The sequence below is a fragment of the Bradyrhizobium sp. Kon58 genome (assembly GCF_055807455.1).
The window spans coordinates 248,231-270,940 of record NZ_JBVVOT010000008.1; the positions used below are offsets into that span (position 1 = coordinate 248,231).

At 64.8% G+C, this 22,710-nt stretch carries 25 protein-coding genes and 1 pseudogene; 17 read left to right on the forward strand and 9 right to left on the reverse strand.

Annotated features, from left to right (window positions below):
• Positions 1 to 17: 17 nt before the first annotated feature.
• A complete protein-coding gene (locus AC0L20_RS17130) occupies positions 18 to 998 on the reverse strand; it encodes a Bug family tripartite tricarboxylate transporter substrate binding protein (protein WP_473289928.1) in 981 nt (326 codons plus the stop codon).
• Between the two features lie 233 nt (positions 999 to 1,231).
• On the opposite strand from AC0L20_RS17130, the gene AC0L20_RS17135 reads away from it, so the two are divergent.
• From AC0L20_RS17135 to AC0L20_RS17155, 5 genes are all read left to right on the forward strand, one after another.
• Positions 1,232 to 3,046 carry a long-chain-acyl-CoA synthetase gene (locus AC0L20_RS17135; RefSeq protein WP_473289930.1) on the forward strand — a complete coding sequence of 605 codons (1,815 nt, stop codon included), beginning with the start codon at positions 1,232 to 1,234 and terminating at the stop codon, positions 3,044 to 3,046.
• 140 nt (positions 3,047 to 3,186) lie between these two features.
• Entirely contained in the window at positions 3,187 to 3,432 is a 246-nt protein-coding gene (locus tag AC0L20_RS17140) for an acyl carrier protein (protein WP_007597226.1), read from the forward strand.
• Positions 3,419 to 4,801 carry a class I adenylate-forming enzyme family protein gene (locus AC0L20_RS17145; RefSeq protein ID WP_473289932.1) on the forward strand — a complete coding sequence of 461 codons (1,383 nt, stop codon included), beginning with the start codon at positions 3,419 to 3,421 and terminating at the stop codon, positions 4,799 to 4,801. Before AC0L20_RS17140 ends, AC0L20_RS17145 begins: the two co-directional genes overlap by 14 nt.
• Positions 4,794 to 5,516, forward strand: coding sequence for an SDR family NAD(P)-dependent oxidoreductase (locus AC0L20_RS17150; RefSeq protein ID WP_473289934.1), 723 nt, complete (start codon positions 4,794 to 4,796; stop codon positions 5,514 to 5,516). The genes AC0L20_RS17145 and AC0L20_RS17150 overlap by 8 nt, the downstream gene beginning before the upstream one ends.
• 125 nt (positions 5,517 to 5,641) lie before the next feature.
• Positions 5,642 to 5,857, forward strand: coding sequence for a hypothetical protein (locus tag AC0L20_RS17155; RefSeq protein WP_473289936.1), 216 nt, complete (start codon positions 5,642 to 5,644; stop codon positions 5,855 to 5,857).
• A 4-nt stretch (positions 5,858 to 5,861) separates the two neighbouring features.
• Here AC0L20_RS17155 and AC0L20_RS17160 read toward each other — a convergent pair whose 3' ends face one another.
• Complete coding sequence (locus AC0L20_RS17160) at positions 5,862 to 6,287, reverse strand: ribbon-helix-helix domain-containing protein (RefSeq protein WP_473289940.1); 426 nt, start codon at positions 6,285 to 6,287, stop codon at positions 5,862 to 5,864.
• Positions 6,288 to 6,464: 177 nt separating this feature from the next.
• On the opposite strand from AC0L20_RS17160, the gene AC0L20_RS17165 reads away from it, so the two are divergent.
• A complete protein-coding gene (locus tag AC0L20_RS17165) occupies positions 6,465 to 7,604 on the forward strand; it encodes a DUF3095 domain-containing protein (protein WP_473289941.1) in 1,140 nt (379 codons plus the stop codon).
• 4 nt (positions 7,605 to 7,608) lie between these two features.
• On the opposite strand, the gene AC0L20_RS17170 is transcribed toward AC0L20_RS17165, so the two are convergent.
• The 3 genes from AC0L20_RS17170 to AC0L20_RS17180 all read right to left on the reverse strand — a co-directional run bounded on the left by AC0L20_RS17170 (position 7,609) and on the right by AC0L20_RS17180 (position 10,146).
• The gene (locus tag AC0L20_RS17170; protein ID WP_247462933.1) at positions 7,609 to 8,043 is read right to left on the reverse strand and encodes a DUF2147 domain-containing protein; all 435 of its coding nucleotides are present in this window, start codon (positions 8,041 to 8,043) and stop codon (positions 7,609 to 7,611) included.
• Positions 8,044 to 8,150: 107 nt separating this feature from the next.
• Positions 8,151 to 9,536: an MATE family efflux transporter gene (locus AC0L20_RS17175; protein ID WP_473289943.1), complete on the reverse strand. Its 1,386-nt coding sequence runs from the start codon at positions 9,534 to 9,536 to the stop codon at positions 8,151 to 8,153.
• A gap of 82 nt (positions 9,537 to 9,618) precedes the next feature.
• The gene (locus AC0L20_RS17180; protein WP_473289945.1) at positions 9,619 to 10,146 is read right to left on the reverse strand and encodes a GNAT family N-acetyltransferase; all 528 of its coding nucleotides are present in this window, start codon (positions 10,144 to 10,146) and stop codon (positions 9,619 to 9,621) included.
• 239 nt (positions 10,147 to 10,385) lie between these two features.
• Between AC0L20_RS17180 and AC0L20_RS17185 the strand changes: the two genes are divergently transcribed.
• The 11 genes and pseudogenes from AC0L20_RS17185 (at position 10,386) to AC0L20_RS17235 (ending at position 18,358) form a co-directional block, all read left to right on the forward strand.
• Positions 10,386 to 10,982, forward strand: a complete 597-nt coding sequence (locus AC0L20_RS17185) for a superoxide dismutase (protein WP_007615200.1) — start codon at positions 10,386 to 10,388, stop codon at positions 10,980 to 10,982.
• A gap of 185 nt (positions 10,983 to 11,167) precedes the next feature.
• Positions 11,168 to 11,771: pseudogene (locus AC0L20_RS17190) on the forward strand (permease).
• Positions 11,768 to 12,268, forward strand: coding sequence for a hypothetical protein (locus AC0L20_RS17195; RefSeq protein ID WP_148775145.1), 501 nt, complete (start codon positions 11,768 to 11,770; stop codon positions 12,266 to 12,268). The pseudogene AC0L20_RS17190 and the gene AC0L20_RS17195 overlap by 4 nt, the downstream one beginning before the upstream one ends.
• 43 nt (positions 12,269 to 12,311) lie before the next feature.
• Positions 12,312 to 12,548: a hypothetical protein gene (locus tag AC0L20_RS17200; protein WP_473289947.1), complete on the forward strand. Its 237-nt coding sequence runs from the start codon at positions 12,312 to 12,314 to the stop codon at positions 12,546 to 12,548.
• A gap of 2 nt (positions 12,549 to 12,550) precedes the next feature.
• Positions 12,551 to 13,306: a metal ABC transporter ATP-binding protein gene (locus AC0L20_RS17205; RefSeq protein ID WP_473289949.1), complete on the forward strand. Its 756-nt coding sequence runs from the start codon at positions 12,551 to 12,553 to the stop codon at positions 13,304 to 13,306.
• A gap of 6 nt (positions 13,307 to 13,312) precedes the next feature.
• Positions 13,313 to 14,182: a metal ABC transporter permease gene (locus AC0L20_RS17210; protein WP_007597190.1), complete on the forward strand. Its 870-nt coding sequence runs from the start codon at positions 13,313 to 13,315 to the stop codon at positions 14,180 to 14,182.
• A gap of 5 nt (positions 14,183 to 14,187) precedes the next feature.
• Positions 14,188 to 15,051, forward strand: a complete 864-nt coding sequence (locus tag AC0L20_RS17215; protein WP_473289952.1) for a metal ABC transporter solute-binding protein, Zn/Mn family — start codon at positions 14,188 to 14,190, stop codon at positions 15,049 to 15,051.
• Positions 15,052 to 15,105: 54 nt separating this feature from the next.
• Positions 15,106 to 16,155: a CobW family GTP-binding protein gene (locus tag AC0L20_RS17220; protein ID WP_473289954.1), complete on the forward strand. Its 1,050-nt coding sequence runs from the start codon at positions 15,106 to 15,108 to the stop codon at positions 16,153 to 16,155.
• Positions 16,155 to 17,174, forward strand: a complete 1,020-nt coding sequence (locus AC0L20_RS17225) for a WD40 repeat domain-containing protein (protein ID WP_473290006.1) — start codon at positions 16,155 to 16,157, stop codon at positions 17,172 to 17,174. The genes AC0L20_RS17220 and AC0L20_RS17225 overlap by 1 nt, the downstream gene beginning before the upstream one ends.
• 30 nt (positions 17,175 to 17,204) lie before the next feature.
• Positions 17,205 to 17,921 (forward strand): MgtC/SapB family protein, encoded by a 717-nt coding sequence (locus AC0L20_RS17230; RefSeq protein WP_473289956.1) that lies wholly within the window; start codon positions 17,205 to 17,207, stop codon positions 17,919 to 17,921.
• Positions 17,922 to 18,022: 101 nt separating this feature from the next.
• The gene (locus AC0L20_RS17235) at positions 18,023 to 18,358 is read left to right on the forward strand and encodes a hypothetical protein (RefSeq protein WP_007597175.1); all 336 of its coding nucleotides are present in this window, start codon (positions 18,023 to 18,025) and stop codon (positions 18,356 to 18,358) included.
• Between the two features lie 113 nt (positions 18,359 to 18,471).
• Here the strand turns inward: AC0L20_RS17235 and AC0L20_RS17240 are convergent, their stop codons facing one another.
• The 4 genes from AC0L20_RS17240 to AC0L20_RS17255 all read right to left on the reverse strand — a co-directional run bounded on the left by AC0L20_RS17240 (position 18,472) and on the right by AC0L20_RS17255 (position 22,347).
• Positions 18,472 to 19,914 carry a homospermidine synthase gene (locus tag AC0L20_RS17240; RefSeq protein ID WP_473289958.1) on the reverse strand — a complete coding sequence of 481 codons (1,443 nt, stop codon included), beginning with the start codon at positions 19,912 to 19,914 and terminating at the stop codon, positions 18,472 to 18,474.
• Positions 19,915 to 19,960: 46 nt separating this feature from the next.
• On the reverse strand, positions 19,961 to 20,350 hold the full coding sequence (locus AC0L20_RS17245; RefSeq protein ID WP_473289960.1) for a RidA family protein: 390 nt from the start codon (positions 20,348 to 20,350) through the stop codon (positions 19,961 to 19,963).
• Between the two features lie 134 nt (positions 20,351 to 20,484).
• Positions 20,485 to 21,072, reverse strand: a complete 588-nt coding sequence (locus AC0L20_RS17250) for a GNAT family N-acetyltransferase (RefSeq protein WP_473289962.1) — start codon at positions 21,070 to 21,072, stop codon at positions 20,485 to 20,487.
• Between the two features lie 132 nt (positions 21,073 to 21,204).
• On the reverse strand, positions 21,205 to 22,347 hold the full coding sequence (locus AC0L20_RS17255; RefSeq protein ID WP_018453321.1) for a type III PLP-dependent enzyme: 1,143 nt from the start codon (positions 22,345 to 22,347) through the stop codon (positions 21,205 to 21,207).
• Positions 22,348 to 22,710: the final 363 nt, after the last annotated feature.

Below are 22,710 nucleotides of genomic sequence, written 5' to 3' on the forward strand. Positions count from 1 at the left end.
GCGTGCAGGCGCGGTCGCTATTCCTTCCGAATGCCCGACAGCTCCACCACCTTGCGCCAGCGGTCGGTCTCCGCCGTCAGCATGCCGCCGAATTCGCCGGCATTGCCATGCAGCGGGATTGCGCCGAGCCCGGCGATGCGGGACTTGATCTCCGCATCGGACAGCGCGGCGTCGATTTCGCGATTGAGCAGGTCGACGATCTCGCGCGGCGTCTCGTGCGGAGCGCCGACACCGTAGAATGAACTCGTCTCGTAGCCGCTGAGCATGTCCGCGATCGACGGTACGTCCGGCAAAATCTCCGAACGCTCGCGCGTGGTGACGCCGAGCGCGCGCAATTTGCCGGCGCGCACGAGCTCGAAGGATGAAGTGACGTTGTCGAACATGCCCTGGATCTGCCCGCTCATCACGTCGGTCAATCCGGGTGCCGAGCCGCGATAGGGCACGTGGGTGAACTGCACGCCGGCCAGCGACTTGAACAGCTCGCCGGAGAGATGCAGCGAGGTGCCGATGCCGGAAGAGGCGATCGACATCTTGCCGGGATTGGCCTTGGCGTAGGCAATGAAGTCGGCGACGCTGGCCACCGGCAGGTCGTTGTTGACGACCAGCACCAGCGGAATTCGCGCGACGCCGGCGACCGGCGCGATCCCCCTGGCGAAATCATACGGCAGCGCCGGATCGAACGAGGCGTTGATGGCGTTCGCGGTCGAGGTCAACAGCAGGGTGTGACCATCCGGGGCGGACGCGATCACTGCCTGTGTCCCGATATTGCTGCCGGCGCCAGGCTTGTTCTCGACGACGAAGGTCTGGCCGAGCCGGTCGGAGAGGCGCTGGCAGAGCAGTCGCGACAGCACGTCGGTGGCCCCGCCCGGCGCATAGGGCACCACCCATTTCACGCTATGCGAGGGATAGGAGGGATTCCCGATCGCAAAGGCGCGTGGCGTGGCGAGCACGGTTGCCGCAGCGGCCGCAGCCTGAATGAAATGTCGCTTGGTGATCATCATGCTCTCCAGTTCACCTCGCGCTGCAAGCGGGGCAAGGGGACACGCGTAGCGCGCCCCGACAACTGGCTTTGCTATCGCAAGGATTGCGAGACTGCGCACGCCCATCCCACCGGTTTGGTAAAGGATGACTAGAGTTAATCGCGCACTAACCCGGTTTTACCTTGTCTCTTAACACCTGGGCAGGGCGTGCGAGCTAAGCTGCCGGGAACCAGCAGACACGTTCCGAAAGAATGAACGGCATGACAACCGGCGTCATCGAGCAACCGAAAGCCGCGCGCGCACCTTCGGCTTCGAAAATCTGGCTGAAGGCGATCGAGCTCACCGCACGGATCGAGACGTTGCCGGGCCGGCTGTTCGCCGATGTCGTTGACGATTGGGCGCAGCGCCAGCCCGATCGCATCGCGCTGGCCTCCGATGACGCGAGCCTCGACTATGAGGGGCTTTCAAGACGCATCAATCGTTATGCGCGGTGGGCGCGCTCGGCCGGTGTGGCCAAGGGCGATACTGTCGCGCTGATCATGCCGAACGGCATCGACTATGTGGCGGCCTGGCTCGGCATCAGTCGGGTCGGCGGCGTGGTCGCGCTGATCAATACCAAGCTCGTCGGCCGGTCGCTCGCGCATTGCATCGGTGTCGCAAGGCCCGCTCACATCATCGTCGCGCACGAACTGAAGGATGCGCTGGACGACGCGTCGCCGCACCTGAAGACGGAAGCAAAGGTCTGGACCCATGGCGATGCTCGCTGCGAGCGCGCGATCGATGTCGCGCTTGCCGCGCTTGATGACGGGCCGCTTTCGCCGGACGAGCGTGGCGACGTCACCATCGACGACCGGGCCCTGCTGATCTACACGTCCGGGACGACCGGCCTGCCGAAAGCCGCCAGCATCAGCCACCGCCGCATCCTCAACTGGGGCTTTTGGTTCGCCGGCCTTACCGGCGCGACGCCGCAGGATCGGCTCTACGATTGCCTGCCGCTGTTCCACTCGGTCGGCGGCATCGTCGCGCCATGCAGCATGCTCGCCGCCGGGGGCTCGGTCGTGATCGCGGAAAAATTCTCAGCCTCGAATTTCTGGCCCGACATCGTGCGCCACGACTGCACGTTGTTTCAGTATATCGGCGAGCTCTGCCGCTATATGCTCAAGGCGCCGCCGTCGGAATACGAGAACCGGCATCGCCTGCGGCTCGTCTGCGGCAACGGCCTGCGTGGTGACATCTGGGACGATTTTCAGACGCGTTTCGCCATTCCGCGCATCCTCGAATTCTACGCGGCGACGGAAGGCAATTTCTCGCTGTTCAACGTCGAGGGCCAGCCCGGCGCGATCGGCCGCGTTCCGCCGCTGCTCGCGCACCGTTTCCCTGCCGGTCTCGTCAAGCTCGATCCAGATAATGGTGCGCCGCTGCGCAATGCAGAGGGGTTTTGCATCGCCTGCGCGCGCGGCGAAGCCGGCGAAGCCATAGGCCGCATCGGCACGGCGGATGAGGGCGGCGGTCGCTTCGAGGGCTACACCGAGGCGAGCGAGACCGAGAAGAAGATCCTGCGCGATGTCTTTGCCAAGGGCGATTCCTGGTTCCGCACCGGCGATCTGATGCGGCTCGACGAGAAGGGCTTCTTCCACTTCGTCGACCGCATCGGCGACACCTTTCGCTGGAAGGGTGAGAACGTCGCGACCTCGGAGGTCAACGACGCCGTGCGCGATTTCACCGGCGTGATCGACGCCACCACCTACGGCGTCAGCATCCCCGGTACCGACGGCCGCGCCGGCATGAGCGCGATCGTGGTAAACGAGGGCTTCGTCCTAGAGGCGCTGCCCGCCCATCTTGCTCAGCGCCTGCCGGCCTATGCTCATCCCGTCTTCATACGCATCTCGCGCGAGCTCGATGCAACCGAGACGTTCAAGCAGAAAAAGGGCGAGCTCGCGCGCGAGGGATTTGATCCGGCCGTAGTCTCCGATCCGCTGTTCATGCTGGACCCGAAGGCCGGCACCTATGTCGCGCTGGACGCGAAGACATACGCGCAAATCAACGAGGGCACGATCCGGCTCTAGTCGCACGAAAATTCGGAGATAGGTCCAATTTTATCCGAATTGTCCAAGAAGCCATTTACTTCTATCGGGTAAACAAGCGGCCCAGGAAGGCGGTCATCAAGAACCGCCGCAACACGAACGACAACAGAAGCGAGCCAGCCATGTCGGTACGGTCTAAGGTCATCGAAGCGATCCAGCAGATCGCCAAGGAGCAGCACGTCGCGCTTCCCGCACTCTCTGACGATCTGTCTCTGCACGAGACGGGCTTCGACTCGCTCGCCTTCGCCATCCTGGTGGCGCGCCTCGAGGACGAGACCGGCGTCGACCCCTTCACCATCTCCGAGGACGCAGCGTTCCCCGCCACCGTGGGCGATTTCGTGCGGGCCTACGAAAATGTCCCCGCGTGAGATCTTTGCGCTCCGCGACCATCTTGGCGCGGAGCTGACCGGCCGCACGCTGTCGGACGCGCACGATGTCGTGTCGCTGACGGATATCCTGTCGCAGACGGTCCTGGGTGGCCGCCTGGGCGAGCTGTCCGGCCGCGCGGTGCTGCTGAAATTGTCCGACCAGCTCCGATCGGGCCTTGCCATGATCGAGCTCGACGGTATTGCCCGCCGCATGCTGCTGTGCCCGCCGGATCTCAACCCGGCGCATCTCGACGCGCTGATGGCGGATGCCGGGATCGATGCCGTCGTCACCGACGAGCCCGATCGCTGGGCCGCGACCGGCGTGCCGCTGGTCGTCACCGCACAACTGCCGCTTCAGGCCACGGTACCGGCCAAGACCGAACGCGCCACGGAATGGCTGATGCTCACTTCGGGCACGTCGGGCGTGCCGAAGATCGTTGGCCATACGCTGGAAGCGCTCACCGGCGCCATCGTCGCCGAAGGCCCGGCGCGTGGACCCGCGCCGGTATGGGCGACCTTCTACGACATCCGCCGCTATGGCGGCCTGCAGATATTCCTCCGCGCCGTTCTCTCCGGCGGTTCGATGGTACTGTCCGATCCCCATGAGGCGCTCGGCGATCACGTCACGCGGCTGAACGCGCGCGGTGTCTCCCACATCTCCGGCACGCCTTCGCACTGGCGCAAGCTGTTGATGAGCGGATCGGCCGCGCAGTTCGCGCCACGCTACGTCCGCCTCTCCGGCGAGATCGCCGATCAGGCGGTGCTGGACGGCCTGAAGGCGTCGTTCCCGAATTCCTCCGTCGGCCATGCCTATGCATCGACCGAGGCCGGCGTCGGCTTTGCCGTCAATGACGGGCTGGAAGGCTTTCCGGCGGACTATCTCGGCAACCGCAACGGCGTCGAGATGAAGGTCGTCGACGGCTCGCTACGTATCCGTTCGACGCGCACGGCGCACGCCTATATCGGCCGCGACGCGGCTGCGCTCACCGATGCAGACGGGTATGTCGACAGCGGCGATATCGTCGAATTGCGCGGCGACCGCTACTATTTCGTCGGCCGCCGCGGCGGTATCATCAATATCGGCGGGCTGAAGGTTCACCCCGAAGAGATCGAGGCGGTGATCAACCGTCATCCCGACGTGCGGATGTCGCGGGCGAAGTCACGCAAGAGCCCGATCACCGGCGGCATCGTCGTCGCCGACGTGATCCTCGCCGATGGCACCGATCCGGCGCGCGCGAAGGAGATCCGCGACCAGATCCTGGATCAGTGCCGCGCACAGCTCGCGTCCCACAAGGTGCCGGCGGTGATCCGCTTCGTCGAGGCGCTCGACGTCACCCCGGCCGGCAAACTGGCGCGCACCGATGCATAATGTTCTCGTCACGGGTGGTAGCCGCGGCATCGGCCTTGCGATCGGCAGGCGGCTTGTCGATGCCGGCTACAACGTGATCGCGGCGGCGCGGCGCGAGAGCGACGAGCTCACGGCGGCGATTGCCGGGTCGGAGGGGCGCCTGCATTTCCGCGCCTGTGACCTCGCCGTGATCGACGCGATCCCGGCCTATGCCAAACTCGTGCGCGATGAATTCGGCCCGATCTACGGCCTCGTCAACAATGCCGGCCTCGGCACCGAAGGCCTGCTCGCGACCATGCACAATTCCGAGATCGAGGCGCTGGTACAGCTCAACGTGCTGTCGCCGATCATTCTCACCAAATATGTCGCACGCCAGATGATGGCCGACGGTGCCGGCCGCATCATCAACATCTCCTCGATCATCGCGACTACCGGCTATAACGGCCTCTCGGTTTACGGTGCGACCAAGGCCGCCGCCACAGGCTTCACCCGTTCGTTCGCGCGCGAGGTCGGCAAGCTCGGCATCACCGTGAACGCGATTGCGCCCGGTTTCATCGACACCGAGCTGACGCACAATCTCTCCGACGACAGCCGCAAGCGCATCGCCGGCCGCAGCGCGCTGCGCCGCCTGCCGGAGACCGACGACGTCGCTCGCATGGTGGAATATCTGCTGGGCGAGGGCGGTCGCAATGTGACGGGTACCGTGTTCACGGTCGACGCGGGCAACACGGCGTAAGCGGAACTCCATCGCCACAATTGCATTGATCCGGCGCAATGACATCATCCGGATTTGGTCGTAAGATGCCCCGCAATCGATTGGGTTACGTCAATCGATCTGCCCTAATCGATAGGGAGCAGTCCATGACCGCTTCGAGCCAGATCAAGGCGTCGGCAAAGCCATCTTGCGCACAGCAAAGCGACGTTCACAGCCAGTCCGTTCACTGCCAACCGATGTCTCATCAAAATTCCGGTGATCACGGTTACGAAATGTATCCGCAGAAACTCGTGCGTCTGGTCGGCTGCCACGACGTACCTTCATCTGCGCTGCGCAAGCGCGAGGGCGAGAAGCTGCACTAGACATTCAGGTCCGGTGCTTCGGCAGATCAATCCGTTCGTGCGAGAACTCCGGCGGGCCGTCGGTCAGGCGGCGGATCCGGCGCTCGCGTTCGTCTTCAGACAGGGCGGGATCGAGCAGCCCCTCGAGTTCATGCACCGCAAGCTCTTCGATCCTGGTGGCATCCGAAGCGAGCGGGTGCCCTGGCAGGAGTGTCGGGGGCGCGACCTTCAGGCCCAGCTCGACCAGCGTACGAATGGCATCGGAGCGCGAGAGGTGATGGGTTTCGGCCCAGCTATCGACGGCCGCGGTCAGGCTTTCCGGCATCTTCACCGCGCTGATCGGATCACGGCCAGTGCGCCGGCTTACCGGAGCGGTGGAGTCCTTCCTGTCGAAGTCGGACACGTCGATGTTCCCGCGCAACCATGTGAGATCATCGAGACTAGACGCCATTTGCGGCCCGCTGTTTGATGCCGATCAATGACCTTCTGTGGCATTGCAGCGCGCCCTCGTCTTGTTGTCCGGGTCCATTTCGGCCAATGGTTGCAAGAGCGCGCTCCCGGCGAACCCGAATCGATTCTTCCACGTATGTCTCTTTGGACGTGCATCCCAACCATCCGGCATCATCCGATGACATCAGCGTTCTATAGCGGCATTCCGGTCTTTCGCGGCTTCACCAGCCTGATGGACCCAGCTTTGTATTCGCCGCTGCCGGACGATTGGAGCATCGGCGTTGCCGACATCGTGGATTCGACTAAGGCCATCGCGGCGCAGCGCTACAAGGCGGTGAACATGGCCGGTGCCGCCGTGATCGCGGCCGTGACGAACGCATTGGAGGGACGCGAATTCCCCTTCGTGTTCGGCGGTGACGGCGCGAGTTTTGCGGTCGCGCCCCGCGATCTCGAGCCGGCCCGCGAGGCTTTGGCTGCGACCGCGATATGGGTGCGGGAAGATCTCGATTTGGGGATGCGCGTCGCGCTGGTGCCGGTGAGCGCCATCCGCGCGCAGGGCCTCGACGTGCGCGTCGCGCGCTTCGGTCCGTCGGCCAATTTGTCTTATGCGATGTTTTCTGGCGGCGGGCTCGCCTGGGCCGACGCCGCGATGAAGCGCGGCGAGTTTGCGATCACCGAAGCGCCCGCGGGCACGCAGCCCGATCTCTCCGGCCTGTCCTGCCGCTTCGAGGTCATTCCGGCGGCGCGCGGCCTGATCCTGTCCGTGCTGGTGATGCCGACCCATGGCGCCGATCCCTCGGCATTCCGCAAGGTGATCGAGGACATCATCCATCTCGTCGAGCGCAGTCCGGATGCCGGTCGGCCCGTGCCGCCGCAAGGTCCGCCGCTGACATGGCCGCCGCAGGGGCTGGACTATGAGGCGCGCACCAAGCGCGGAGGTCCGTTGCTCGCACGCCGCGCCAGCGTGCTGGCCTATACGCTTTTCGTCTATCTGATCATGCGCTTCGATCTCAAGGTCGGCGGCTTCGTGCCGAAGCTTTATAAGCAGCAGGTCGTGGAGAACTCCGACTTCCGAAAATACGACGACGGCCTGCGCATGATCCTCGACTGTACGCCGGAGCTCGAGCGTGCCCTCAGCGATCGCCTCGCGACTGCCGCGCGCGACGGCATCGTGCGTTATGGCCTCCACCAGCAGGACGCCGCGATGATGACCTGCTTCACCCCGTCGGCGCTGCGCAGCGACCACGTTCATTTCATCGACGGCGCGCGGGGCGGCTACGCCTCGGCGGCGACGGCGCTGAAGACGATGATGGCGTGAAGCGCTAGCGCCCCGCCCGGGTCCACGTTTCGCCGCCGCAGAGCGCGCCGACGCAGCCTTCGACCCGCAGCGAATCCGCTGATGTCACCGTAACGCTGCTCGCGTAGGTGCTGCCGTCGTCGGCATTGTAGATCTGGCCCGACCATTTGTTCGGCCCGGAAGGCTGCATGCCGCTGAACAACGGCAAGCCGATCATCGGGCGCCTGGCGAGGGCGGGATTGGGATTTTTGCTGTCGGTGGCGGGCTGGCCGGTCGCGGTGTCGTGGGGTTCACGCAGCCAGACGACGTTGCCGCAGATGCCGCCGCCGCATTTGCTGATCTTGACGCGGGCATCGCCGGCCTGGGTCAGCCAGGTCCCGTCGGCGCTCTGCGCATGGGCGGCAGTCGCGCCAAGGAGCGCAGCCAGAAGGACGATGAGAGCAGCGAATCTGGAAGTCATGGAGAGAGCCCCGAAGTGGAGCGCCTCCATAGCAGCCTAGCAGGATAGTGCAACGCTGGATGGAATCACATTCCCGCGTTTATTTGCCTGCGTGCATTGACCTGTGCTCATTTGCCCCAGCGCACCAAGGCGACCGAGGCCGCGGTCGATAGCCCGAACACCGCCATGGCGCCGCCAACCAGCGCGAACAGGGTCCAGGCCGGAGCCTGCGCCATCATGAGGCCGCCGCCACCGATCGCGACGATCAGAAGCCGCGCGGTGGAGGCGAGCACGGGACCGCCGACACGCGCCGCGCCTTGCGAGGAAAAATACAGCGACACGCCCATGCCGAAGAACACGAAGGTCGGGCCGGCCCAATGGAAATAGCTGTGGGCGGCGGCGGCAACGCCGGGATCCCTGGTGAAGAGCGAAACCCACAGTGACGGATCGAGCGCGATGACGACGCCGATCAGGCCCACCGTGATTCCCGAGGCCGCGGCCGCGGTCCAGGCCACGCGCCGCGCGCGCTTCACCTGTCCGGCGCCCATCGCCATGCCGACCATCGGCACCGAGGCGATGCCGAAGGCGAAGGTGATCGGGATCAGCAAGAATTCCAGCCGCGAGCCGATGCCATAACCGGCCAGCATCTCGGTGCCGAAGGTCGCCAGGATCTTGGTGAAGATCAAAATGGTGAGTACCGTCTGGAGCGGCGACAGGCAGGCCACCGCGCCGACCTTGAGGATGTCGAAGAACAACGCGCGATCGAAATGGAAGGCGCGGAAATCCAGCGGCAGCCGGCTGCGGCCGGACCAGAGATACCAGAGGAAGAAGATCGCGGCACAGGTGAACGCGATCAACTGACCGGCGGCGACACCGGGCATGCCGAATTGCGGCACACCGAACAGGCCGAGCCCGAGCGTGCCGCCGAGCGCGATCTGGAGCACGCTCGTGCCGATCAGCGCCATCGAGGGCAGACGCATGTCGCCGGTGCCGCGGATCACCGAGGCCAGCGTGTTGACGAGCCAGATCGCGACCGCGCCGGAGAACAGCATTTGCGAATAGCCGCTGGCTTCCTCGAGCACACGCTCGCGCCCGCCAAGCAGCGCGAAGAACGAGCGGCCGAAGACGAGCATCGTCACCGTGAAAAAAAGCCCGCCGCAGAGGCCGATGATGGCGGCATGCAGCGCCAGCGTCGCCGCTCGGGTCCGGTCGCCTGCGCCCAGCGCGCGGCTGATCGCAGACGAGACGCCGCCGCCCATCGCGCCCGCGCTCATCATCTGCGTCAGCATGGCGAACGGAAACACCAGCGCGATCGCTGCCAGCGGGATGGTGCCGAGCCGGCCGATATAGGAGGTCTCGGCGATCGCAACCAGCGTGCTGCCGACCATCGCGATCATGTTGGGGATCGCAAGCCGCAGCAGTGTCGGCAGGATCGGTGCCGTCAGCAAGCTGGCGATGGGGGAGGCGACCGGGGCAGGCGGCGGCACGGCGTCCAGGGAGGCGTCGATCGTCATGTGTCACCGCGCGGAATATTGGATGATGATCGACATATTATATGGCGTGCGGCCCCGGCACCAGCCGCGCCTCACGCAGGGCTCACCAGGGCAGGCCGCAGAGGTCGATAGTGCCCAGCGTCGGCGCGCTGACGATGTTGCAGACATAGGGCGCCATGTGGGTGAAGCGGATCCGCCCCTCCGGCTGCTCGCAATAGACCTCGCCCTTGAAGGGGAGCCAGCTGCGGGCCTCGTAGAACGCAAAGTTGTGCGGCTCGCAGAACAGCAGCGCGAAGCGGACCGCCTCGTTGGCGCGCATGGTATGCACCGCGGCATCGATTGCCATCGTCGCATAGCCGCGGCCGCGCCGGTCCTCCCGCGTGCAGACGCCGCCGATGCCGCCGATGTGAACCTTCTGCCCGTTCCAGGTGACGGTGCGGAAGTAGATGCCGACGTGGCAGACGAGACCATCCTCGGGCGTCTCGATCAGCACGCGCAAGTCGGCATTGGCCCATTTGACGTGAGCCCAGGGCTGCTTCCCGACGATATCAGGTCCGAAGACCGCCCGATGCAGCGGCTCCGCCATCCGCCACGAGGCGTCGCCGTTCAAAATGTCGATCTCGATGCTCATCGCTCTCTCTTTCGCATCTCCGCGGCCTCGGTGCGTTTCGTTCTGCCATAAGCACCTCAAAGGCAATGATATTTTACGGCCTGGTTGAAACGCCGACATCCTTGCGACGATTTTATGCAATCCGGCCAAGCCGCCGCACCACGCCCTTTTGGAAAAATTCGCGGTATTTAACGGCCACGGAACCTTCTATAAGGGGTGACCGTTAAGTCTCGTTCCCCCATCAGTCGCGGACAACACCCATGACCTTTACGCTGCCCCCACTCCCCTACGCCTATGACGCCCTCGGACAATTCATGTCGAAGGAAACGCTCGAATTCCACCACGACAAGCATCATCAGGCCTATGTCACCAACGGCAACAACGCGCTCAAGGGCACCGAATGGGAAGGCAAGTCCCTTGAGGAGATCGTCAAGGGCTCGTTCGGCAAGAACCCCGCGGTGTTCAACAATGCCGGCCAGCACTACAACCACATCCATTTCTGGAGCTGGATGAAGCCCAATGGCGGCGGCACCAAGCTGCCGGGCAAGATCGAGAAGAAGATCAACGAGGACCTCGGCGGCTTCGAGAAGTTCAAGACGGACTTCCAGGCGGCCGGCGTCGGCCAGTTCGGCTCCGGCTGGTGCTGGCTCCAGGTCAAGAACGGCAAGCTCGAGATTGCCAAGACCCCGAACGGCGAGAATCCGCTGGTGCACGGCGCCACCCCGATCCTCGGCTGCGACGTCTGGGAGCACTCCTACTACATCGACTATCGCAACCGCCGTCCCGACTATCTGAAGGCGTTTGTCGAGAACCTCGTGAACTGGGAATACGTCGAGTCCCTGTTCGACAAGGCCTGAGTTAAGCCTCATCGGAATAGCGAAAGGCGGTCGCAGGCGCGGCCGCCTTTTTGCTGTGCGGAATTCGCACTTCACCTCGCATGGCCCTGCGCGAGGTGCGCATCGCTCCCGTCATCGTACTGTTTGCATCGCATCCGCGGCGCCCTTAATCAGGACGGGCATCACCCTCGAGCCGAACGCGCCCGTTGTCAGAACCTTCCCCGAAAGACCCGGCGCCCGCCGAGGACGCGGACTCCGAGCCGCGGCCGGGTCGCGTGCGCAAGCCGATCGGCTGGTCGACCATCATCATCGCAGCGCTGGTGGCGGTGAGCGCGGGTCTGGTCTGGCGGCGTGACGGCACCGACGGTGTTCTCGACATACTGACTCACGATCTCTCGCTGTTCGGCGGCATCCTGCCGCGCGTGTTGCCTGCTCGGCGCGTTCATCTCCGAGATCCTGCCGCACGAAAAAGTCTCGCGTGCGCTCGGGCCGAAATCGGGCCTGAAAGGCCTTCTGATCGGCACCGCATTCGGCGCGATCCTGCCCGGCGGTCCCTTCACCGCCTATCCCGTGGCGAGTGCGCTGCTCGCGGTCGGCGCCGATTTCGGTGCCACCATCGCCATGGTCGTGAGCTGGACCTTGATCGGCTATGGCCGGGCCGTGGCCTGGGAGATCCCGATCATGGGCACCGACTTCACGCTGTGGCGCATCGTCATCTCGCTGCCGTTGCCGGTGCTCGCAGGCGCGCTCGGCCGCTTCGTCTACGTCCGGCTTTATCCGAAGCCGGCCATCAAGGACGACGAGAATTGAGCGCCGCGCTTCTGATCGACATCCTGTTGTGGGGCTCGGTGTTCGGCGTTGGCCTGATCGCCTTTCGCCGCGGCCCACCGGTGTTCAAGGCCTCGCTGCGCGAAGGCTCGATGGACTTCATCAACATCGTGCCGCGGATCGCGCTGGGGGTGATCGGCTCCGGCTACATCGCTGCCATCATCCCGCAGGAGGTGATCAGCGGCTGGCTCGGCCCGGATAGCGGCTGGCTTGGGGTCGCGACTGCCGTGGTCGCCGGGGCCGCGACCCCCGGCGGCCCGGTGATCGGGTTCTCCATCGGTACGGTGGCGCTGAAATCGGGCGGTGGGGTGCCGCAGGTGGTGGCCTATGTCGTCGCCTGGGCGCTGTTTGCCTTCCAGCGGGTGATTTTGTGGGAGATTCCGTTCATGCCGGCCCGTTTCGTCTGGTTCCGCTGTGCGGTTTCGGTGCCGTTCCCGTTCGTCGCCGCCGCCATCGCCATGGTGATCGGCAAGCCCTGAGCCCGGCGTGGACAGGGGTAATGTTATAATATAACGTTTCGGCATGGTTCCCGCCGCGTCCCCAGCCCATCAACACGACCATGCTCATGGCCATTCCCATGATCACGGGCATTCGCACGGACACGATCACACCCACGCACACGTCCACGATGCGGCCTCTCCGCATCCGGCTCAGGCGGCGCACTGGTCGATCCTGCGCATGACGATGGCCGCCCGCCTCGCGGCCGCGCTCGCGGTCTGCGCCGTGCTTTGGGGCGTGGTCTTTCTGGCGATGAGGTGACCATGGCGGCGCTGCATTTTCACAACGTCACGCTCGGCTATGACCGTCATCCGGCAGTGCACCATCTCAATGGTGAGGTCGCGCCGGGTGCGTTGCTGGCCGTGATCGGCCCGAACGGCGCCGGCAAGTCGACGCTGCTGCGGGGCATCGTCGGCATCCTCAGGCCGCTCGACGGCAGCATCCATCTCGGCGGGCTCGACAGCCGCGATATCGCCTATCTGCCGCAGAGTGCGGAGATCGACCGCAGCTTCCCGATCTCGGTGCTGGACTTCGTTGCCACCGGACTGTGGCGCGGGACCGGCCTGTTCGGCGGCATCGGCAAGGCGGCGCGCGAAAAGATCCTCCGCGCGATCGCTTCCGTCGGCCTCAACGGCTTCGAAAACCGCCCGATCGGCACACTCTCGGGCGGCCAGATGCAGCGCGTGCTGTTCGCCCGCGTACTGCTCCAGGACGCGCGGCTGATCGTGCTGGACGAGCCCTTCAACGCCATCGACAGCAAGACCACGGCCGATCTGCTGTCACTGGTGAAGCACTGGCATGGCGAGGGCCGCACCGTGCTCGCCGCACTGCACGACATGGAGATGGTGCGCACCCATTTCAGCGAGACGCTGGTGCTGGCGCGCGGTCCCGTGGCGTGGGGGCCGACGGCGCAGGTGCTGACGCCGGAAAATCTGATGGTCGCAATGCGGATGTGCGAAGCCTTCGACGACAGCGCCGCCGCCTGCTCGGCCGATGATGCCCGCTCACGGGCGGCTTGATATCCGATGCTCTATGACGCGCTGATCGGCCCGTTCACCGAATTCGAGTTCATGCGACGTGCACTCGCGGCCGTCATCGCGCTGTCGCTCGCGGGGGCGCCGATCGGCGTGTTCCTGATGTTGCGGCGGATGAGCCTGGTCGGCGACGCCATGGCACATGCAATCCTTCCCGGCGCCGCTGTCGGTTTTCTGCTCTCAGGTCTCAATCTGTTCGCGATGACGGCCGGAGGCCTGATCGCAGGTTTTGCCGTCGCGATCCTCGCAGGCCTCGTCGCGCGCTCGACCGGGTTGAAGGAGGACGCCTCGCTCGCGACCTTCTATCTGGCATCGCTGGCGCTGGGCGTGACCATCGTCTCGATCAAGGGCACCAATATCGACCTGCTGCACGTGCTGTTCGGCAATATTCTCGCGATGGACGACCAGACGCTGCTGGTCGTCGCCTTCAACGCCACCGTGACGCTGCTGGTGCTCGCGGTGATCTATCGTCCGCTGGTGATCGAGAGTGTCGACCCCTTGTTCTTGCGCACCGTGAGCCGGGCTGGCGGGCCTGCGCATCTCGCTTTCCTCGCGCTGGTCGTGATCAACCTCGTCAACGGCTTTCAGGCGCTCGGCACGCTGCTCGCGGTCGGCCTGATGATCCTGCCGGCCGGCATCGCGCGGTTCTGGTCGCGCGATCTCACCGTCATGATCTGCATCGCGGTCGTCGCTGCCGCCGTCTCCGGCTATGCAGGCCTCGTGCTGTCGTTCCAGACCCGTGTGCCCTCGGGCCCTGCGATCATTCTGGTGGCGAGCGCGCTCTACACCGTCTCCGTCCTGTTCGGTCGGGTCGGCGGTGTCGTCAGGCAACTGTTTCCCGGCCGGCATCTGGAAGCGTGACAGCGATGCGGCGCATCCTGCTTTGTGTGCTTGTGCTGATCGCCTCGCCGCTGCACGCCGCGGAGCAACTGAAGGTCGTCGCGAGCTTCTCGATCCTGGCCGATTTCGTCCGCAATGTCGGCGGCGACCGGGTCAATCTGACGACGCTGGTCGGTGCCGACAGTGACGTCCATGTCTACACGCCCGCGCCAAGCGATGCGAAGCGGATCGCGGACGCAAAGCTCGTCATCGTCAACGGGCTTGGTCTCGAGGGCTGGCTGCCGCGCCTCGTGCAGTCCTCGGGCAGCAAGGCGCAGGTGGTCACCGCGAGCGCCGGCATCGCGCCGCTCAAGCTCGGCTCGGCCGCCGACCCGCATGGCTGGCAGTCCGTCCCCAACGCCAAAATCTACGTCACCGACATCGCCGATGCGCTGGCCGCGGCCGACCCAGACGATGCGGAGTTCTTCCGGGCCCAGGCCAAGGCCTATCTGGAAAAGCTCGAAACGCTCGACCGCGAGGTCCGCGACGCCATGGCCAAAATCCCGCAAGAGCGGCGCAAGGTGATCTCGACCCATGATGCCTTCGGCTATTTCGCCGCCGAATATGGCGTCCAGTTCATCGCGCCGCTCGGCGTCTCCACGGAAACCGAGCCCAGCGCGCGGGACATCGCCACCATCATCGGCCAGATCAAGGCCCAGAAAATCCCGGCCGTGTTCCTGGAAAATATCAGCGACGACCGGCTGATCCGGCGGATCGCGGCGGAGACCGGCTCAAAAGTCGGCGGGACCCTGATTTCGGACGGTTTGACCGGCGAAAAGGGGCCTGCACCCACTTACATTGATATGGTCAGGCACAATATAAAGGCCCTGACCAGCGCGCTTGACCACTAGGGCAGGGGCCACCCCGCCTCGCGTCGCGCGAAAAGCCCGAAGTCCGGAGTTGTTATGTCTGAAGCGACCGCCCCAAAAATTCCCGTGACCGTCCTGACCGGCTATCTCGGTGCCGGCAAGACCACGCTGTTGAACCGCATCCTGTCGGAAAACCACGGCAAGAAATACGCCGTCATCGTCAACGAATTCGGCGAGATCGGCATCGACAACGACCTGATCATCGGCGCCGATGAGGAAGTGTTCGAGATGAACAACGGCTGCATCTGCTGCACCGTGCGCGGCGACCTCGTGCGCATCATGGAAGGCCTGATGAAGCGCAAGGGCAAGTTCGACGCCATCATCGTCGAGACCACCGGCCTTGCCGATCCGGCACCGGTGGCACAGACCTTCTTCGTCGACGAGGACGTGCAGAAGAACGCGCGCCTCGATGCGGTCGTCACGGTTGCGGATGCCAAATGGCTGTCCGATCGTCTGAAGGACGCGCCCGAGGCCAAGAACCAGATCGCCTTTGCCGACGTCATCGTGCTGAACAAGACCGATCTCGTCACCAAGGGCGAGCTTGCCGAGGTCGAGGCCCGCATCCGCGCCATCAATCCCTATGCGAAGCTGCACCGCACCGAGCGATGCTCGGTGGCTTTGGCCGACGTGCTCGACCGCGGCGCCTTCGACCTCGACCGCATCCTCGACATCGAGCCGGACTTCCTGAATGCCGAGGATCATGACCACGACCACGATCATCATCACCACGGTCACGACCATCATCACGATCATGATCACGGCCACGGCCTGAAGCACTATCACGACGAGGACATGCAATCGCTGTCGCTCAAGACCGACAAGCCGCTTGATCCGAACGTGTTCATGCCCTGGCTCCAGAACCTGGTGCAGGTGGAGGGCGGCAAGATCCTCCGCTCCAAGGGCATCCTCGCCTTCCACGACGACGACGACCGCTACGTCTTCCAGGGCGTGCACATGATGCTGGAGGGCAACCACCAGCGGAAGTGGAAGGAGGGCGAGCCGCGCGAAAGTCGTCTCGTCTTCATCGGCCGTGAATTGCCGCAAGACCTCATTCGCCAGGGTTTTGAGAGCTGCATCGTCTCGTGATGAAAGAGTTTACGCCGCCCGCCGATTCCGCCTCGATCGTCTCCGTCACCGAGCGCGTCAAACCGCTTGCGCTCGGGATGGTCGTGACCTCCGTGCATTTCCTTGGGCCCCGCGCCGCCTTCGTCGGCGGCGAGGAGAACGTTGCGTTCGTGGATGGCCAGGGTGAGATCAGCAAGGTCGCCGCGCACAGCGGCGGCATTCTCTCGGCCGCCTCCGATGGCAAGCGCCTCGTGATGGGCGGCGACGATGGAAAAGTCGTATCGCTCGACGCCAAGGGCGAGGTGACGCTGCTTGCGACCGACCCGAAGCGGCGCTGGATCGATGCGGTGGCGCTGCATCCGGACGGTGCCTATGCATGGTCGGCCGGCAAGACCGCCTTCTTCAAGAGCGGCAAGAGCGAGGAGAAGTCGCTCGAGGTGCCCTCGACCGTCGGCGGCCTTGCGTTTGCGCCGAAGGGCCAGCGTCTCGCGATCGCCCATTACAACGGCGCGACGCTGTGGTTTCCCAACATGGCGGGATCGGCCGAATTCCTGCCCTGGGCCGGCTCGCATCTCGGCGTCACCTTCAGCCCGGACAACAAATTCCTGGTCACCACGATGCACGAATCGGCGCTGCACGGCTGGCGGCTTGCCGACAACAGGCACATGCGCATGACCGGCTATCCCGGCCGCGTCCGCTCGATGTCGTGGAGCGCGGGCGGCAAGGGGCTCGCGACGTCGGGCGCCGACACCGTCATCATATGGCCGTTCGCCAGCAAGGACGGACCGATGGGCAAGGAGCCTGCGATGCTCGCGCCGCTGCAGGCGCGCGTGTCGGTCGTTGCCTGCCATCCCAAGAACGACATCTTCGCCGCCGGCTACAGCGACGGCACCGTGCTGATGGTGCGTCTGGAGGACGGCGCCGAGATCCTCGTCCGCCGCAACGGCACCCCGCCGGTGGCCGCGCTCGCCTGGAACGCCAAGGGGACGCTGCTGGCGTTCGCCGACGAAAATGGCGACGGCGGCCTGCTCGAGCTTTAATCTGTCATCGTTCCGACCGTATAGGGGGCCATGCGGTTTCTGACGACCTTCCAGATCGCTGATTTCGCGGACACGCTGGTCAGCCTGTTCACGGCCTTCGTGCTGGGCACGCTGATCGGGGCTGAGCGGCAGTACCGGCAGCGCACCGCGGGCCTGCGTACCAACGTGCTGGTCGCGGTCGGCGCCGCCGCCTTCGTCGATCTCGCCATGCACCTGACCGGCGCCGACGGCGCGGTGCGGGTGATCTCCTACGTCGTCTCGGGCATCGGCTTCCTCGGCGCCGGCGTCATCATGAAGCAGGGCATGGACGTGCGCGGGCTCAATACCGCGGCGACGCTGTGGGCTTCGGCCGCGGTCGGCTCCTGCGCCGGCGCTGACATGATCGCGCAAGCGGCGGCGCTGACGGTGTTCGTGATTGCCGGCAACACCATGCTGCGGCCGCTGGTCAACGCCATCAACCGGATTCCGCTGAACGAGAAGACCTCCGAGGCGACCTATTATTTCAAGCTCGCGGTCGCATCGGACGCCTTGCCCGACATGCGTGACCGGCTGGTCGAGAAGCTCGAGAGCGCAAAATATCTGGTGGCCGATATCGAAATGGTCGAAACCGGGGATGATCTGATCGAGATCGTGGCAAAGCTGGTCGCGAGCGCCGTCGATCCAAACGAGCTGAATGCAGTGGCGACCGATCTCCAGCACCTGCCCGGCGTCCGCCACGCCACCTGGGAAGTCAGCACCACGGACTGAGCGCGGCGATTGGGCGCGCAGCCGTCGAGTTCCCGCCATTGCGGGCAGGGAACCGCGGACCGACGATTTCGTTGATCCCACGGACAAAGGCGGTGATCGACATGCCCGGCCAATATGACAAGCGCAGACTGAAACTCGACCTGATGGTTGCCTGCTCGCTGTTCGCGGCAGGCGTCGTGGTGTCAGGCATGTCGCTGGCGCAAATCCGCGCCGAGACCCGGATGCAGACGGCCCAGGCAACGCAACCCCTTCAGGGGACCCCGTCCGACGATCAGAACAAGCCTGCAGAAGCCAAGCCCGGCGGCGACCGGCCGACCACGCCGGCCCCAGAGCCCGCGCGGCCCGACCCGCAGACGCAAGGCGCTGCGGGCGCGGCCAAACCCGCATTGCCGCCGGCGCCAGCCGAGAAGATCGCGCCGCCGATCGAGAGGAAGTAGCTAGCTGCCAGTTGTGGCGTCATGGCCGGGCTTGTCCCGGCCATCCACGTTCTTGGAGTCGCGAGAAAGAAATTGCGTGTATGCCCGGGACAAGTCCTGGCATGACGGCACAATCACCGCACCAGAACATTCCGGAACTGCCAGGGATCGCTGGTGTCGATATCTTCCGGAAACAGTCCCGGACGATCCGTCAGCGGCGTCCAGTCGGTGTAGAAACCCTTCACCGGGCCGAGATACGGCAGCTGGATTTCCAGCAGACGATCGAAATCCATCTCGTCGGCTTCGACGATGCCTTCCTTCGGGTTTTCCAGCGCCCACACCATGCCGCCGAGCACGGCGGAGGTCACTTGCAGACCGGTGGCGTTCTGATAGGGCGCGAGCTTGCGGGTCTCTTCGATGGAGAGCTGCGAGCCGTACCAATAGGCATTGTTGTCATGGCCGAACAGCAGCACGCCGAGCTCGTCGATGCCGTCGACGATTTCGTTCTCGTCGAGGATGTGGTGCTTTTCCTGCATCTTCGCGGCGCGGCCGAACATTTCATGCAGTGACAGCACGGCATCGTCCGCCGGATGATAAGCATAGTGGCAGGTCGGACGGTACACCGCCGTGCCCGATGCGTCGCGCACGGTGAAATAGTCCGCGATCGAGATCGACTCGTTGTGGGTGACGAGGAAGCCATACTGCGCGCCGCGGGTCGGGCACCAGGTGCGCACGCGCGTGTTGGCGCCGGGCTGCATCAGATAGATGGCAGCGCCGCAGCCGGCTTCATGAGTCCGCGCATTCTCGGGCATCCATTTTTCATGGGTGCCCCAGCCGAGCTCTGACGGCTGCACGCCTTCCGATAGGAAACCTTCCACCGACCAGGTGTTGACGAAGACATCTGGCTCTTTCGGCTTCTTGGAGCGCTGCGTGTCGCGTTCAGCGATGTGGATGCCCTTGATGCCGGCCTGCCGCATCAAGTCCGCCCATTCGGCTTTGGTCTTCGGCTTGGGGGCATTGAGCTTCAGATCGGCGGCGACGTTGAGCAGCGCTTGCTTGACGAAAAACGAGACCATGCCGGGATTGGCGCCACAGCAGGAGACGGCCGTCGTCGAGCCTGCGGGGCGCGCCATCTTGGCGGCCAGCGTCGCTTCGCGAAGGGCGTAGTTGGAGCGCGCCTCCGGGCCCTTCGACGAATCGAAATAGAAGCCGAGCCAGGGTTCGTTGACGGTGTCGATATAGAGAGCGCCGAGCTCGTTGCAGAGCTCCATGATGTCGGTGGAGCCGGTGTCGACCGAGAGATTGACGCAAAAGCCCTGGCCGCCGCCCTCAGTGAGCAGCGGGGTCAGCAACTCCCGATAATTGTCCTTGGTCACGCCCTTCTGGATGAAGCGCACATTCTGCTTCTCGCAATGCGCCTTGCGCCCCTCGTCCTTCGGATCGATCACGGTGACGCGCGACTTGTCGTAATCGAGATGCCGCTCGATCAGCGGCAGAGTGCCTTTGCCGATGGAGCCGAAGCCGACCATGACGATGGGACCGGTGATCTTCGCGTAGATCTGCGAGGCGGGGCTCATGGGATGGTTTCTCCGGAACGTGCTGGCGAAAATGGTGAGGGATGGCTCAGGCGCTGCGGCGCTTGGCAGTGGCTTCGATCTCAACCTTCATCTCGGGCTTGTAGAGCGCCGAGACGACGAGAAGCGTGGCGGCCGGGCGGATCTCGCCGAGGACTTCGCCGCAGACCGCGAAATGCGCGTCCGCATCCTTGATGTCGGTGAGGTAGTAGGTCACGCGGGCGATGTCGGCCATCTCGAAGCCGCCCTCCTTCAGGGCAGCTTCGATGGTCTTGAAGCAGTTGCGTGACTGGCTCGTGACATCGGCCGGCATTGTCATCGTGGCGTAGTCGTAACCGGTGGTCCCCGCGACGAAGGCGAACTCGCCGTCGATCACGGCGCGGCTGTAGCCGGCGGTCTTCTCGAACGGGGAGCCGGTGGAAATCAGGCGGCGGGACATGGTCGTGGGCCTCGACTGAAGGGGGCGTTTGGCGGGTTAAAGGGCGTTTCTCAGGCCCGCGCAACCCTAAAGCAAAGGGCACGCGCGAGCATCTCCGCTCGGCGCGGCTTTGGTATCGCCGTCATGGCAATCCCTTACGCCGCGCGCGCCTCGAGGCCGCGAACTACCCTCCGTTTGGGTAGGACCGCGCCAGTCGGGACGATCATCCCCTCGGCGCCATCCAGCGCACCGGCATGGAATTCGATCGCCAGCAGGCGGTCGCGCTCGAACGGGCCGGGCAGCGACAGCTCGCCGGTCTTCTCAGGCGAGAAGCCGAAGCGGGCGTAATAAGGGGCATCGCCGAGCAGGATCACGGCGGAATGCCCGCGCGCCCGGGCGGCAGCCAGCGCTTGTTGCATCAGCGCGGCGCCGATCCCGAGCTCGCGGCAGGCAGGGTCCACCGCCAGCGGTCCGAGGACCAGAGCGGGCCTGCCTCCGGCGCTGACGTGCCACAGCCGCACGGTTCCCACGAGCTTCCCCTCGCGCATCGCGGCCAGCGCAAGGCCGGCAGCGGGTGCGCGTCCGTCACGAAGGCGCTGACAGGTGCGGCCATGGCGGTTATCGCCAAAGGACGCATCGAGCAGCGCTTCACGCATCGCAACGTCGGCCGCACGCTCCGCACGGATCGCGAACGGAGCGGCTTTCGAGGTGGGGTCAACCTGTGTCTTCCGAAGAGCAGTCATGGCGCGTCAGTCCCCGCTTGAAACGGACGTGCGCAAAGCACGCCGGTCCAAGGCGTCGTCAGAAATCGAAATGTCAGGGAGGGAGCCGGCAAGCCGGCTCCCGGGTTCGTCAGGCCTCAGACGAGAGGCGGATCAGATGTGATAGGTCTTCAGCGGCGGGATGCCGTTGAAAGCCACCGCCGAGTAGGTCGACGTATAGGCCCCCGTGCCTTCGATCAGCAGCTTGTCGCCGATCTCAAGCGTCACCGGAAGCGGATACGGGTTCTTCTCGTACAGCACGTCGGCGCTGTCGCAGGTCGGGCCCGCGAGCACGCACGGCGTCATGTCCGCGCCGTCATGCGGGGTGCGGATGGCGTAACGGATCGACTCGTCCATGGTCTCGGCGAGACCGCCGAACTTGCCGATGTCCAGATAGACCCAGCGCACCTCGTCCTCGTCGCTCTTCTTCGAGATGAGCACGACCTCGGACTCGATGATGCCGGCGTTGCCCACCATGCCGCGGCCCGGCTCGATGATGGTCTCCGGAATCTGGTTGCCGAAGTGCTTGCGCAGCGCGCGGAAGATCGATCGGCCGTAGGTGACGACCGGCGGCACGTCCTTCAGGTACTTGGTCGGGAAACCGCCGCCCATGTTGACCATGGTCAGGTTGATGCCGCGCTCGGCGCAGTCGCGGAACACCTGCGAGGCCATCGCCAGCGCACGGTCCCACGCCTTCACCTTGCGCTGCTGCGAGCCGACATGGAAGGAGATGCCGCACGGCTCCAGGCCCAGACGCTTGGCAACGTCGAGCACGTCGACGGCCATCTCCGGATCGCAGCCGAACTTGCGCGACAGCGGCCATTCGGCGCCGGCGCAGTCATAGAGGATGCGGCAGAACACCTTTGCGCCGGGCGCGGCACGGGCGACCTTCTCGACCTCCGCGGCGCAATCGACCGCGAACAGCCGAATGCCGAGCGCGAAGGCGCGCGCGATGTCGCGCTCCTTCTTGATCGTGTTGCCGAAGGAGATGCGGTCGGGCGTCGCACCGGCGGCCAGGGCCATCTCGATCTCGGCGACCGTCGCGGTGTCGAAGCAGGAGCCCATGGAGGCGAGCAAAGCCAGCACTTCCGGCGCCGGGTTCGCCTTGACGGCATAGAACACGCGGCTGTCGGGCAGCGCCTTGGCAAAGGTCTGGTAATTGTCGCGCACGACTTCGAGGTCGACGACGAGGCACGGTTCGGTGTCGAGGCCCTCGCTGCGGCGGTTGCGCAGGAATTCCTGGATACGGTCAGTCATAGCACTCTCCCAAACGGCCCAGCGACGGGGATCCGTTCAAAAAATGACGTCGGATAAGAGCGCTCCGGCCAGATCGCGCGATGGAGGCGCGACGAGCCAAAGACTCACATCAGACTGTGCTGCCGTGGATTGGTTGGGAATGTTCCCGCCCGCACACCTGGCAATGAAGGACAAGCCTTTTCAGTAGCCCGCGCCGGCGTTGGACTGCCGGTAGAGACCAAAAAAGCCCGATCCGTCGTTGCTTTAAGTCGCGTCCCCCGTTGAGAGCGGGGTGCGCCGGTTCGCCTCCGGCTGCCAGTCACGGTTGCAAAGAGCAAAGTCACCTTCGACAAGGCATCTCTTTGAGAGAGATGCTGGACGCTC